Genomic DNA, 13,485 nt, shown 5'->3' on the forward strand with positions numbered 1-13,485 from the left:
TCATCCGCTCCCCTGGTTCTCGCCAATCCTTACTGCGAATTGCCCATGATGATATCGAGCAGCGTGGTGGAGCCGCCCTGCCGTTGCTGCGGCTGTTGGGCTGGCTGCTGCATCGGCTGGCCGCCGACATCGCCGGGCGGCATCGGGCGGTAGGTGTCATCATATCCGCCGGATGCATTGCCCTGTGGGCCGGGTGCATTCACGGGATACGGGGCCTCTTGCGGCGACGCCTGCTGAATGTCGCCGCGCATGGTGGTCTCAGGTGCGGGCGGCCAGTAGCCATCGTCGCCGTTTCCAGCCATCGGCTGATCGCCATAACCGCCCTGTGGCATCATGTTGGGATCATAAGGCGCATTCGGGTCCATGCCGTCGCTGCCGCCGGGAACGACATTCTGGATGTCGTAATGGCCGGGCAGCTCTGCGATGGGCACACCCTTATGCGCTACCTGCATGAAGCTCTTCCAGGCGGCAACCGGCAAGGTCGAACCGAAGACGCGTTTCATGCCCTTGCCGTCGTCATTGCCGAACCAGACGCCGGTGGTCAGATTATACGTGTAGCCGACGAACCATGCATCGCGGAAATTCTGGCTGGTTCCGGTTTTGCCTGCTGCGGGCCAGCCGCCAAAGGCTGCCTTGCGCGCCGTGCCATCTTCGACGGTGCGGCGCAGCATGGCATTCATCATGCCGACATTGCGCTCGTCGATGACGCGGGGACCGATGGCGTCGTCCTTTTGATAAAGCACTTTGCCGTCGGAATCCGTGACCTTGGTGATGAAATAGACCGGCGCGCGATAGCCGCCATTGGCGAAGGGCACATAGGCATCGGCCAGTTCGAGAAGGGTCACTTCCGAGGTGCCAAGCGCCAGCGAGGCATTCGGGTCAAGCTTCGACTGCACGCCGAGGCGATGCGCCGTATCGACCACGGTTTGTGGGCCGACTTCCATCACGAGCTGGGCAGAAACCGAGTTGAGCGAGTGCGACAGCGCGGTCGCCAGCGTCACTTCACCCATATATTTGCCGTTGTCGTTGCTGGGCGTCCACTTGCCGATCCGCACCGGCGCATCATTGCGCACCGAATCCGGTGTGCGCCCCTGTTCCAGCGCCGAAAGATAGACGAACGGCTTGAAGGAGGATGCAGGCTGGCGGCGCGCATCCGTCACGCGGTCAAACTGGCTGGCGGCATAGTCCACGCCACCCACCATGGCGCGCACCGCGCCGGTGCCGTCGATGGAAACGAGTGCGCCCTGGCTGACATTCATCTTCTTCCCGTTCTGGGAAATCTGATCCTTGATTGCCTCTTCACCGGCTGATTGCAGGCCGAGATCAATGGTCGTCTCAACCGTGATATCGGTCTTCGCCTCGCCGATCAGCGCTGGTAATGCAGCCACGACCTTGTCGGCGACATAGTTTTCCGAGCCCTGCCAGAAGGACGGCGCGCGCGTCGGCGGTTCGCTTTCGGCGATGGCCACCTGCTTGTCGTCGATCATGCCTTCTTCGCGCATCGCGCCCAGCACCAGCTTGGCGCGGGCGGCGGCAGCTTCGGGATCGCGGGCAGGCGACAGGCGGGATGGCGCTTTCAGAAGACCAGCCAGCGTGGCCGCTTCCATCAGGTTCACATCCTTGGCCGATTTGCTGAAATAGCGTCGCGAAGCCGCATCGACGCCATAGGCGCCCGAGCCGAGATAGACCCGGTTCAGATACATCTCCAGAATCTGGTCCTTGGTGTATTTATGCTCAAGCCACAAAGCGAGCATCACTTCCTGAACCTTGCGCTCCAGCGTGCGGTCAGGCGACAGGAACAGATTCTTGGCCAACTGCTGGGTCAGCGTGGAACCGCCCTGAACGGCACGACCGGAAACAACATTGGTCACGACCGCGCGGGCAAGGCCGATGGGGTCAATGCCGAAATGCGAGTAGAAGCGCCGGTCTTCGATGGCCACAACGGCCTTGGGAATGAAGGCCGACATTTCGTGCAGGCCTATCGCTTCGCCGCCGGTGGTGCCGCGATTGGCAATCAGCTTTCCGCCCACATCGACAATGCGCACATTCGGCGGCCTGTCGGGGATTTCCCAATCCGTCGTCGGCGGCATTTTGGCGGCAAAATAGACGAGAACACCGGCAAGGCCGATGCCGCCCCACAGGCCAAGGACGAAGCACCAGTAGATCGCGCGCCGCAGAAAGCCGAAGAAACCGCGCGGCTTCGCCTTGCCGCGGCGTGCTGCACGCGGTTCGCGATCCCGGGACGGTGTCCGTTTGCGTTGCTGCGAGCGCGCCATACGCTCCTCCTCATCGACATGGAAATCGTCCTCGTCTGTCCTTTTCTTTTCGTTGCCGAAAGAAGGGTCGATGCGTCCGTTCCTGTCGTCTCGCGATGCCATATTCTGCCTAAGTCGCCCACCTGCGCGCCGGTTCGTCATGCATGCGAACCGGTCATTTTCCAAAAATATTTCTGCATTGCCGTCATGTCGTCGGCGAATGCGAACAAGGGTCTACCCGGTGCAGGGTAAATGCGGCGGTTTAAAGGGACGTAAATCGCCTGTTAATAAAAAGCCCGCCATGAGGCGGGCTTTATCAAATTGTCGACGGATTATTCGCCGCGTGGCTTCTTGCTGTAGCCGCCTTCGGATTTCCGTGGGCCCTTCTTGAAGCCGTCGCCGCGAGGCTTGTCACCCCAGGACTTCTCGCCACGCGGCTTGTCGCCCCACGATTTTTCACCATAAGGCTTTTCACCACGAGGTTTGTCGCCCCAAGGCTTGTCTCCGCGCGGCTTGTCGCCCCACGACTTTTCGCCATAAGACTTTTCACCACGCGGCTTGAAGCTCTTGCTTTCGCGGCGTCCGGCATCTTCGCCAGCACCGGCAACTGCAGGACGGATCACCAGACCCTTTTCGCCCGTGCCGCGCTCGGCAACAGACTGACGGAATTCTTCGGCCTTCGACGCGGCGATTTCAAAACGGGTTTCGCCGTCGAGAATCTTAATCGAACCGACATCGCGCTTCGATACGTCGCCTGCCTTGCAGATCAGCGGCAGCAGCCACTTCGGATCGGCGCGGTGCTTGCGACCAGCCGAAACCGAGAACCAAACACCGTCGAAATGCGCATTGCGGTCGAAGCGTTCGCCCGGCTCGCCGCGCTCTCCGCGATCAAAACGGTCGTTACGCTCGAAACGGTCGCCACGGTCCGCACGTTCGCGTGGCTTCTTGCCGCCAACCGGGTGAACCGGTGCGTCCGACACTTCTTCAGGTGCTGGCGCCAGCGACAATTCGCGATTGAGATAGGCGGCAGCCAGCTGTTCCGGCGTATAGCGCTCCAGAAGCGCTTTCAGCACGTCCTGATGTTCTTCCTCAACCGGTTGGCCGAAGGCCTCGGAATTGAGAATACGTTCGTTGTTCTTGGCCTGAACGGCGGCAATGCTTGGTGCAGGAATGGTCTGCGCATCAAGCTTTGCCATATGCAGAAGGCGCTCTGCGGAACGGCGGCGCGAGAACGGCACGACCAGCACGCAGGTGCCCTTGCGACCGGCGCGGCCGGTACGGCCCGAACGGTGCAGCATGGTTTCAGGATTGTTTGGCAGATCGGCATGGATAACCAGATCGAGATTCGGCAGATCGATACCGCGTGCGGCAACGTCGGTCGCCACGCAAACGCGGGCGCGACCGTCGCGCATGGCCTGAAGCGCGTTGTTGCGCTCGGCCTGGCTCAGTTCACCCGACAGCGCCACCACGGCAAAGCCGCGATTGGAGAGGCGGCTTGCCATATGCTTCACTGCTTCACGGGTCGAGCAGAAGATGATCGAGTTCTGTGAATCATAATAAAGCAGCGTGTTGATGATCGCGTGGTCGCGCTCATGCGGCGGAACCGGCATGGCGACATAATCGATGTCGGCGTGCTGGCTGGTTTCGCTCTGCACGGTGAGGCGCAGTGCATTGTTCTGGAAACGCTTGGCCAGCTGGGCGATGGGCTTCGGCACGGTTGCCGAGAACATCAGCGTGCGGCGGTCTTCCGGTGCTTCACCGAGGATGAATTCGAGGTCTTCGCGGAAGCCCATATCGAGCATTTCGTCGGCTTCGTCGAGCACGACGACACGCAGTTGCGACATGTCCAGCGCGGAGCGGGTGATATGGTCGCGCAGGCGGCCCGGCGTACCAACGACGATATGGCTGCCGCGTTCAAGCGCGCGGCGCTCGGTGCGGATATCCATGCCGCCAACGCAGGATGCGATGCGCGCGCCGGTATCGGCATAAAGCCATTCCAGCTCGCGGCGCACCTGAAGCGCCAGTTCGCGCGTCGGCGCAATGATCATGGCAAGCGGTGCACCCGCTTCGCCAAAGCGAAGCTCGTCTTCCAGAATGGTGTTGGCCATGGAGAGGCCGAAGGCAACGGTCTTGCCGGAGCCGGTCTGGGCGGAAACGAGAAGGTCGGAATCAAGGGTTTCAGGCGCCAGCACGGCGTTCTGAACGGCGGTGAGGGTATTATAACCGCGAGCGGCAAGAGCTCCGGACAGGGCCGGAGCGATGGTTTCGGGCAGAGACATGGACAACTTTCACAAAAGCTTCACAAGTCGCAAACCCATTGGCCGTAAACCTAACGTTTACGGCTCCCCTGGCGACCACCGAAGCAACAGAATTGCCGCTTCCCTATAGGGTTAAGATCGTCAGGTCAACCGGGCGAGGCCTTAATGGGCCTCATCCCAGTTATGCGCTGCACGCGCATCAACATGCAGCGGAACAGTGAGAGACACCGCCGGAAGGGCCGCATTCTCCATGATATGGCGCACCAGCGGAATGGTTTTTTCCACTTCATTTTCAGGCACTTCGAAGATCAATTCATCGTGCACCTGCAACAACATGCGGGCTGCGAGCTTCTCGTTTTCAAGTGCATCTTCCATGCGAATCATGGCGCGGCGGATAATATCTGCCGCCGAACCCTGAATGGGCGCATTGATCGCGGCGCGCTCGTTGAAGGCACGGACCTGCGGGTTGGAGGCGCGAATATCGGGATAATGGGCGCGGCGTCCGAAAATGGTTTCGACGTAGCCATGCTCACGCGCGAAAGCCTTGGTGGCTTCCATATAATCCTTGATGCCGGGGAACCGCTCGAAATAGGTGCGGATATATTGCCCGGCTTCCTCACGCGGGATGGAAAGCTGGTTGGCGAGGCCGAAGGCGGAAATGCCGTAGATGATGCCGAAATTGATCGCCTTGGCCCGGCGACGCACTTCCGACGGCATGTCTTCCACTGGCACGCCGAACATTTCCGATGCGGTCATGGCATGAATATCGACGCCGTCGGCGAAAGCCTGCTTTAATTGCGCAATATCGGCCACATGGGCCAGCACACGCAATTCGATCTGGCTGTAATCGGCGGAGATCAGCTTGTTACCCGGTTCCGCGATGAAGGCCGTCCGGATCTTACGGCCTTCGGCGGTGCGCACCGGAATGTTCTGCAGGTTCGGCTCGGATGAGGAGAGGCGACCCGTCGAGGTGGACGCCATTGCATAGGATGTATGGACGCGCTTGGTCTGTGGATGGATAAAGCCGGGCAGCGCATCCGTATAGGTGGATTTCAGCTTGGTCAGCTGACGCCAGTCGACAATCTTGCGCGGCAGCGGATGGCCTTCGGCGGCCAGATCTTCGAGCACCTGTGCCGAGGTGGACCATTGGCCGGTCTTGGTTTTGGAAGCGCCGGGCAGGCCCATCTTGCCGAACAGAATATCGCCAAGCTGCTTGGGCGAGCCGATGGTGAATTTCTCACCGGCCAGTTCGTAGATTTCATCTTCGTAACCGGCGGCAGCCTGCGCCAGATCGCCGGACAGGCGCGACAGAACCTGACGGTCCACGGAAATGCCGCGCTCTTCCATGCGCGCCAGCACATCGACCAATGGGCGTTCGAGCCGTTCATAGACGGACATCAGACCCTCTGCCGCCAGACGCGGCTTCAGGACTTGCCACAGGCGCAGCGTCACATCGGCATCTTCGGCTGCGTAAGCCGTCGCACGGTCGATATCGACCATGTCGAAGGTCACGGCGCTTTTTCCGCTGCCCGCAACATCCTTGTAGGCGATTGGCGTATGGCCAAGCCAGCGCTCCGAAAGCGGGTCCATGCCATGGCTGCCCGTGCCAGCGTCGAGCACATAGGAAATCAGCATCGTGTCGTCGAAGGACACGGTGTTGACGCCGTGACGGCGCATGACCAGCCAGTCATATTTCATGTTCTGCGCGATCTTGAGCACGGAGGCATCCTCAAGAACGGCCTTCAGCGCTTCAAGCGCCTGACCGAGCGGTATCTGCCCCTCGACCATGCCGCCGCCGAGCAGATCACCCTGACCGGATTTGTGCTGAAGCGGAATATAGGCCGCCTTGGATGTACCGTTATGGCCGGGGATCGCCAACGAGAAGCCAACGAGTTCGGCCTGCATCGGATCAAGCGAATTGGTTTCCGTGTCGAAAGCCACGAGGCCGGTCTCGACAGCCTCGGCCAGCCAGAGCTTCAACGTGGCGATATCGCGAATGCAGGTATAGGCACTGGTGTCGATCTTCTGTGCCGTGGCTTCTGCGGCGCGCTTATCGGCCAGTGCTTTCGGCGTGTAGCCATCGACAGCCGGGACAGCCGCAGCTGGTGCAGCGGCGTCAGTGCCGGTTGCAGCCGTATCCGCAGCCTTGGCTGGCACATCGACATCGGGACCATGCGCATCCGCGCCCCATTCGGTTTCGACATGGCACGGCTCAACGGCCGAAGCATCCGTATCGGTCGCTTCGGCAACGCGCCGCGTCAGTGAGTTGAACTCCATGGCCTTGAGGAAGCCGATCAGCTTCGGACCATTTTGTGGTTCGAGAACCAGAGCGTCCAGATCGACATCCAGCGGCACATCGGTCTTGAGCGTGACCAGCTCGCGCGAAATCTTGGTCTGGTCTGCGAAGGCGATAATGTTTTCGCGGCGCTTGTTCTGCTTGATTTCCGAGGCGCGGGCCAGAAGCGTGTCGAGATCGCCGAATTCTTCCAGCAATTGCGCTGCCGTCTTGGGACCGATGCCCGGGATGCCCGGCACATTATCCGTGCTGTCGCCGGTCAGCGATTGCAGGTCGATCATCTTTTCCGGCGGTACGCCCCATTTTTCGATCACTTCCGGGATCGAAATCTGCTTGTCCTTCATGCTGTCATACATGGACACATTTGGCGTCACGAGCTGCATCAGGTCTTTGTCGGAGGAGACGATGGTGACATCGCCGCCCGCTTGCTCGGCAAGGCGCGCATAAGTCGCGATCAGGTCATCGGCTTCGAAACCGGCCTTTTCGACACAAGGCAGGTTGAAGGCGCGGGTCGCCTGACGGATAAGGCCGAATTGCGGAACAAGGTCTTCTGGCGGTGCTGTGCGATTGGCTTTGTATTCAGGATAAAGCTCGTTGCGGAACGTCTTCGACGAATAGTCGAAAATCACCGCGAAATGGGTCGGCACCACGCCGACATCGGTGTTGCGCGCATCTTTCAGCAGCTTCCACAACATGTTGCAGAAGCCCGATACAGCGCCCACCGGCAAGCCGTCGGTCTTGCGGGTCAGCGGGGGAAGGGCGTGATAGGCGCGGAAAATATAACCCGAGCCGTCAACGAGAAAGAGATGATCGCCTTTTTTCATGGCTTCTTTTTATCCTTCCGCACTTTCGGACGCAAAACCGTTTCGCATTTTTGCTGAATTGTTCCGGGATCAAGAGGCCAGGAACTGGAGGCCAAGAACTAAAGGAAAGCAGTCGCAAAGGGAACCTGCTCCGTGTCAGGAGAAACAATGATCCACGCGAAAGAAATCCATCACGGTAAGATAACGAGTTTGTTACAGATTTGTAATCTTCCGTGCCCTTGAATAGCCACGATTGAAAACCAAATTTTAGTCATCGACAGTTCGTCGGTCGCCGGTTTTCTGACCCGTCCCCCGTTGGATGCCGGATGCTAGCGGCAGCCTCATTCCCCTCTCCGGGCTGCCGCTTTGAGTGTAGTGATATGGCCGCTGTGGTATCCCCTCACCGCAGCGGCCAAATCATATCCGGGGCATCTTTTCCCTCATGCTTTCGGACAGTTTTTCTCGGGCGAGAAATCCCGGCTGCCATCCGGTTTGAACACTTTCGGGTTCGGATCGTAGAAGGGGCCGATAACCAGCGGTTCCGCCGGTAATATGGACTGGTCCTCACTAGAAACGACGGTGGTTGCAAGTGTCTGCAACAGGTCTCCATTCTTTGCGGTCACGCGAATGGAAACATCATAGGGCTTGTCCTTCACGATGCAGTGCAAAGGCCCGGTCTCCAGCGAAAGCTGGTCCTGATTGGGAAAGACTTTCCGGTCGATCATGACTGGTGCGCCCTGTGTGGGATTGTCAAAGGCTGCAGTAACCGTCGCTCCTTCTTCCACCGGGCCGATCTTGCGCAGCGTGACCAGAAAGGTCGCGCGGGCGATGCGATAATTGAAGACCACGAGCCGTCCCGAAATCTCGTAAGGTCCGGTCGTCTTTTCACGCTGGCATGCTGCCAGCAGCGGAAAAGCGAGCGCGATTGCGACGAGCGGTTTCACATCTCCACCTCCCGATTGCGATAATAGTGGCGGCTGGCCTTGGCCCGGTTGCCGCAGACAGTCATGTCACACCAGACGCGACTGCGATTGCGGCTCTGATCGAGGAAAAGCCAGCCGCAATTGGCGCAGATTTTCAGGCGATCTGCATCGGCTCCCGACTGGCACTTCGCCATCAGCCGGAGTGCGGAATGTGCTGCAGCCTGCTCCAGCGCCATGGGTGATGTGGTCTGGCGCAGCACATCGGCTATGCATTCGAGAAGATCGGCCAGCAGCCGGTCATCCGCTTGCTCGCGAACGAACGCGCGAAAATAGCTGTCGACGGCTTCTCGCAAGGACAGAAAACGGCGCAGATTTTCCGGCTCGACCGGGGCAAGCGGCAAAGGCAGGCCTTTCTCCGCGCAGAACGTTGCCGCTGCGTGCGCAAAGCTTTTCAGATTAGCCGGCTCGGCAAAACGATCCACGCTGCGCGCCGCGTCGCCGCGCAGGATAACGCTATTGGCTATATCCAGCGCCAATGCGCCGCCGGAAAAACGATGCGGTGTCCAGGAAAAGCTCATAGCGCATTATAACTGGTAAAATTGATTTTGACAGTTATAATCTGACCAGTATAGCGAGGGCGTATCCATGGCCTACCTCTTGCAGCAATTCGCCAATGCGGTGCCGCTGGCGGCAACCTATGCCATGCTGGCATTCGGCTATGCGCTGAGCTTCGCCGTCCTGAAGCGCGCAGATATCAGCTATGGCGCGCTGGTGGCCTTTTCCGGCCAGCTTCTTCTCATCTTCACGGCGTTTGGCTGGAGCAGGCTCTGGCTGGTTCTGCCTGCCGCGATTGGCATCGGTATAGCCGGGGCGCTGTTTTACACGCTTGCTGCCGGAGCGGTGATTGCGGGTCTCGTCATGCGACCGCTCAGTCGGGCGTCGCCCAATATGGCAATGGTGGCGGCACTGGGCGTGGCCGTGGTGTTGATGGAAAGCGTTCGTCTTGCCGCCGGATCGCGAAACCTCTGGCTGCCGCCCTTGTTGCAGGACAGGGTCACCTTCTGGGGGGAGGGCGACAAGGCGGTCGTGCTGACCACGATGCAGATCATCAACACGCTTGTGATGGCTTCCATTGTGCTGATCGGCAGCTTCGCCTTGCAGCGCACCCGTTTTGGCCGCAACTGGCGTGCGGTCCGCGACGATGTGCTGGCGGCTCAGCTTTGCGGGGTCAATGCAGGGCGGGTCTTCCTTGCCGCCTATATGGGCGCGGTGCTGATTGCCGCCCTGTCCGGTATTTTGATGACCGCCTATTACGGCACGATGAGTTCCGGCGATGGGCTGTTGCTTGGCCTCAAGATATTGATGATTGGCGCTGTGGGCGGCTATTTCTCACCGCTTGCTTCGGCAGGCGGTGCGGCCCTGCTGGCATTTGTCGAAACATTCTGGACAGCCTTCGCGCCGCTGGTCTGGCGCGAACCGGCAATATTCGCATTGCTGGTCTTTCTCCTGAGCGTCAGCCGTCGTGAAAGTCTTTCACCCTGACAAAGGCCTTCAATTTGCGGTAATCACTCGCGAATTGGGTTTCCAGCGGGGAACGCTGGTTGTAGTGTGCCGTCAGTTTACGTTACGACTCGTCAGGAAATTTTCATGTCCCCGGAAACGTCTAAGCAATCGCTCGACAAAGTACTCAGCCACCTCGACGCCAATCTTGATAACAGCCTCGGACGCCTGTTCGAACTGCTGCGGATCAAGTCGATTTCGACCGACCCGGCTTACAAGGCCGATTGCCGCAAGGCTGCGGAATGGCTCGTGACCGATCTGAAGTCGATTGGCTTTGACGCCAGCGTGCGCGACACGCCGGGCCATCCGATGGTGGTTGCGCATCATGACGGCGCAACGCCCGATGCGCCACATGTGCTCTTCTACGGTCATTATGATGTGCAGCCGGTCGACCCGCTCAACCTGTGGGAAAACGATCCCTTCGATCCTGCGATCAAGGATGTGGGCAACGGTCGCAAGATCCTGACCGGTCGCGGCACGTCCGACGACAAGGGCCAGTTGATGACCTTTGTGGAAGCCTGCCGCGCTTATAAGGCGATCAATGGCAATCTGCCCGTCAAGGTGACGCTGCTGTTCGAAGGCGAGGAAGAATCCGGTTCACCGTCGCTGAAGCCGTTCCTCGATGCAAACAAGGCGGAACTGAAGGCCGATGTGGCGCTGGTCTGCGACACGTCCATGTGGGACACGGAAACCCCTGCCATCAGCGTCGGGCTGCGCGGTCTGGTTGGCGAGGAAATCGTCATCAAGGCTGCCGACCGCGATCTGCATTCGGGCTTTTTCGGTGGTGCTGCGGCCAATCCGATCCATATTCTCAGCAAGATTCTGGCCGACCTGCACGACGAAACCGGACGCGTCACCGTTCCGGGCTTCTATGAAGGCGTCGAAGAAACCCCGTCGCAAATCCTGCAATCCTGGGAAGGTCTCGGTCGCACGGCGGAGAACTTCCTCGGTCCTATCGGTCTTTCCATTCCGTCCGGCGAAAAGGGCCGCAGCGTTTTGGAACTGACCTGGGCGCGCCCGACGGCGGAAGTGAACGGCATTATCGGCGGTTACACCGGCGAAGGCTTCAAGACCGTTATCGCAGCGCAAGCCTCGGCAAAGGTCTCGTTCCGTCTCGTCCACAAACAGGACCCGGCAAAAATCCGCGAAGCCTTCCGCGCTTTCGTGCAGGAACGTCTTCCAGCCGATTGCTCGGTGGAGTTCCACCCGCATGGCGGTTCGCCTGCAATCCAGCTGCCTTATGATTCACCGCTGGTTTCCAAGGCCAAGGACGCTCTGTCCGACGAATGGCCGAAGCCAGCCGTGTTGATCGCCATGGGCGGCTCGATCCCGATTGTCGGCGATTTCGACACGTTCCTCGGCATGGAATCGCTTCTCGTCGGCTTCGGTCTCGAAGATGACCGCATCCATTCGCCCAACGAAAAATACGAGCTGAATTCCTTCCACAAAGGTCAACGCTCTTGGGCTCGCATTATGGCGGCGATCGCCGCCAAGTAAGGCCCGCATTACGGCGGCAATTGCCGCGAAACAAGGACAACTGAATGACCATCCGTTTTCATAAAAACGATCTGCCGAACCTCGATCACTATCAGGTGGATGCGGTCGCCATCGATACCGAGACGCTGGGGCTGAACCCGCATCGCGACCGGCTCTGCGTGGTGCAGATTTCACCGGGCGACGGCACGGCAGACGTGATCCAGATTGAAGCCGGCCAGAAGAAGGCTCCCAATCTGGTCAAGCTTCTGAAAGATCGCTCGATCACCAAGATCTTCCATTTCGGCCGGTTCGATCTGGCGGTGCTGGCCCATGCTTTCGGCACCATGCCGCAGCCGGTCTTCTGCACCAAGATCGCATCGAAACTCACCCGCACCTATACGGACCGTCACGGTCTCAAGGAACTGTGCAACGAGCTTCTGGATGTTTCGATCTCCAAGCAGCAGCAGTCATCCGACTGGGCTGCGGAAATCCTCTCGCAGGCGCAGCTCGAATATGCCGCTTCCGACGTGCTCTATCTGCATCGCCTGAAGGCTGTTCTGGAACAGCGTCTAGAGCGTGATGGCCGCGCGAAACAGGCTGAAGCCTGCTTCAAGTTCCTGCCAACCCGTTCGGAACTTGATCTGATGGGCTGGCCGGAAGAGGATATTTTCGCGCATAGCTAAGGCTTGGTGCGAATATTGTGTCCCATCAAACGGCGGCTGTGGCCGCCGTTTTCCTTTGCGGCGCCTGATCAATGTAAGCCCATGCCGGGCGGCGGAACAGAAACTGCCCATAGCCGGTCCATTGAATAAGACCATAAAGAATGACTGGCCCGATCACGCCGGATGCGGTGGTCAAAAGCGATACCGTGCCGATATCGATGAAACCAAGTTTCAGCAGCACCGTGCGTGCAATGGCCATCGGCAGGAAGAAGGCCAGATAGATCACAATCGAATGCGCGCCGAGCCAGCTCAGGGCGCGATGCAGCCAGTTTCGCGCGGGCATCAGGCTTAAGAGCGAGGAGATCGAAATGATCGCCAGCGCGCCGACCAGTCCCAGCAGAAGTGAAATGACGGGCAGATCGCTGACAGCGCCGCGTCCGTTCAAAAGATCGCTGGCGGGAGCGATCAGCGATGCGAGGCTTTCCGGCACCGGCATGAAAACAAGCTTGTATTCGACAAGGGCCCAGACGAGCAGCCCCGCAACGCCGACGAGCGGGCGCTGGCGCAGCCAGTCGGCGATCTTGAAGATGGCCGGTGCAAAGGCATAGCCTGCGAAGAAATAAACGAAACGCGAGCAGAATTCGTCAATCATCACCCAGCCCGTATGCACGGGCAGGATTTCCAGCACGGCCAGCACCGTAAAGGTCACGCCCACCGGCACACGCTTCAAAAGCCGCGTCGCAACAAAGAAGACAGGCAGGATATAGATGAACCACAGTGTCCCGAACGGCTCAAGGAAAGCCATGAGATAGGCCTGCACCACGCCCGCAATACCGGCTTCACTGGCAATGCCTGGCGCCTTGAAAGCAAACTGGATGGTGAGCCACAGAATGTAGAAATAGAGGAAGTGTACGACCTTGCGGTCGAGATAGCGCCGCCATGGCCGGTCGATGACAAGGCTGAGAAACAGCCCTGAAATCATGAAGAAATCCGGCATGCGAAATGGTTTTGCGAAGGCGACCACATAATGCATCCAGCCTTCTGCGCCGGCTGCCTTCTCGACACCCAGTGTCGAATGCATCATGACAACGAAGATAATACAGATGCCCTTGGCAATATCGACCCAGTCGATCCGTTCGCTGCCGCTCGCTATCCGCATATCTGTCTCCCACCCAATTAAGCCCGGCTTTCTATAGCCTGATTAGCGCGCGATTAATATAGCGTGCAGGTCTCGCGGCCTTTCTGGCGGATA

The 13,485-nt window shown here is 59.2% G+C and carries 9 protein-coding genes; 3 read left to right on the forward strand and 6 right to left on the reverse strand.

Annotation, left to right across the window (positions count from 1 at the left end; genetic code table 11):
• Window positions 1-29 precede the first annotated feature (29 nt).
• The 5 genes from FHW03_RS02190 to FHW03_RS02210 form a co-directional block, all read right to left on the reverse strand.
• Entirely contained in the window at window positions 30-2,378 is a 2,349-nt protein-coding gene (locus FHW03_RS02190) for a transglycosylase domain-containing protein (RefSeq protein ID WP_182519149.1), read from the reverse strand.
• A gap of 209 nt (window positions 2,379-2,587) precedes the next feature.
• Complete coding sequence (locus FHW03_RS02195; RefSeq protein WP_182519150.1) at window positions 2,588-4,534, reverse strand: DEAD/DEAH box helicase; 1,947 nt, start codon at window positions 4,532-4,534, stop codon at window positions 2,588-2,590.
• 141 nt (window positions 4,535-4,675) lie between these two features.
• Window positions 4,676-7,633, reverse strand: a complete 2,958-nt coding sequence (polA, locus tag FHW03_RS02200; RefSeq protein WP_182519151.1) for a DNA polymerase I — start codon at window positions 7,631-7,633, stop codon at window positions 4,676-4,678.
• A gap of 419 nt (window positions 7,634-8,052) precedes the next feature.
• Window positions 8,053-8,556: a hypothetical protein gene (locus FHW03_RS02205; protein ID WP_182519152.1), complete on the reverse strand. Its 504-nt coding sequence runs from the start codon at window positions 8,554-8,556 to the stop codon at window positions 8,053-8,055.
• Window positions 8,553-9,113: a CGNR zinc finger domain-containing protein gene (locus FHW03_RS02210; RefSeq protein WP_182519153.1), complete on the reverse strand. Its 561-nt coding sequence runs from the start codon at window positions 9,111-9,113 to the stop codon at window positions 8,553-8,555. The genes FHW03_RS02205 and FHW03_RS02210 overlap by 4 nt, the downstream gene beginning before the upstream one ends.
• Window positions 9,114-9,180: 67 nt before the next feature.
• Between FHW03_RS02210 and FHW03_RS02215 the strand changes: the two genes are divergently transcribed.
• From FHW03_RS02215 to FHW03_RS02225, 3 genes are all read left to right on the forward strand, one after another.
• A complete protein-coding gene (locus FHW03_RS02215; RefSeq protein WP_182519154.1) occupies window positions 9,181-10,077 on the forward strand; it encodes a branched-chain amino acid ABC transporter permease in 897 nt (298 codons plus the stop codon).
• Between the two features lie 105 nt (window positions 10,078-10,182).
• On the forward strand, window positions 10,183-11,592 hold the full coding sequence (locus tag FHW03_RS02220) for a dipeptidase (RefSeq protein ID WP_182519155.1): 1,410 nt from the start codon (window positions 10,183-10,185) through the stop codon (window positions 11,590-11,592).
• A gap of 44 nt (window positions 11,593-11,636) precedes the next feature.
• Window positions 11,637-12,254, forward strand: coding sequence for a ribonuclease D (locus FHW03_RS02225; RefSeq protein WP_182519156.1), 618 nt, complete (start codon window positions 11,637-11,639; stop codon window positions 12,252-12,254).
• 25 nt (window positions 12,255-12,279) lie between these two features.
• Here the strand turns inward: FHW03_RS02225 and FHW03_RS02230 are convergent, their stop codons facing one another.
• Entirely contained in the window at window positions 12,280-13,392 is a 1,113-nt protein-coding gene (locus FHW03_RS02230; protein WP_182519157.1) for an acyltransferase family protein, read from the reverse strand.
• Window positions 13,393-13,485: the final 93 nt, after the last annotated feature.

It is taken from the genome of Ochrobactrum sp. RH2CCR150 (genome assembly GCA_014138095.1).
GTDB classification, from domain to species: Bacteria; Pseudomonadota; Alphaproteobacteria; order Rhizobiales; family Rhizobiaceae; genus Brucella; species Brucella gambitense.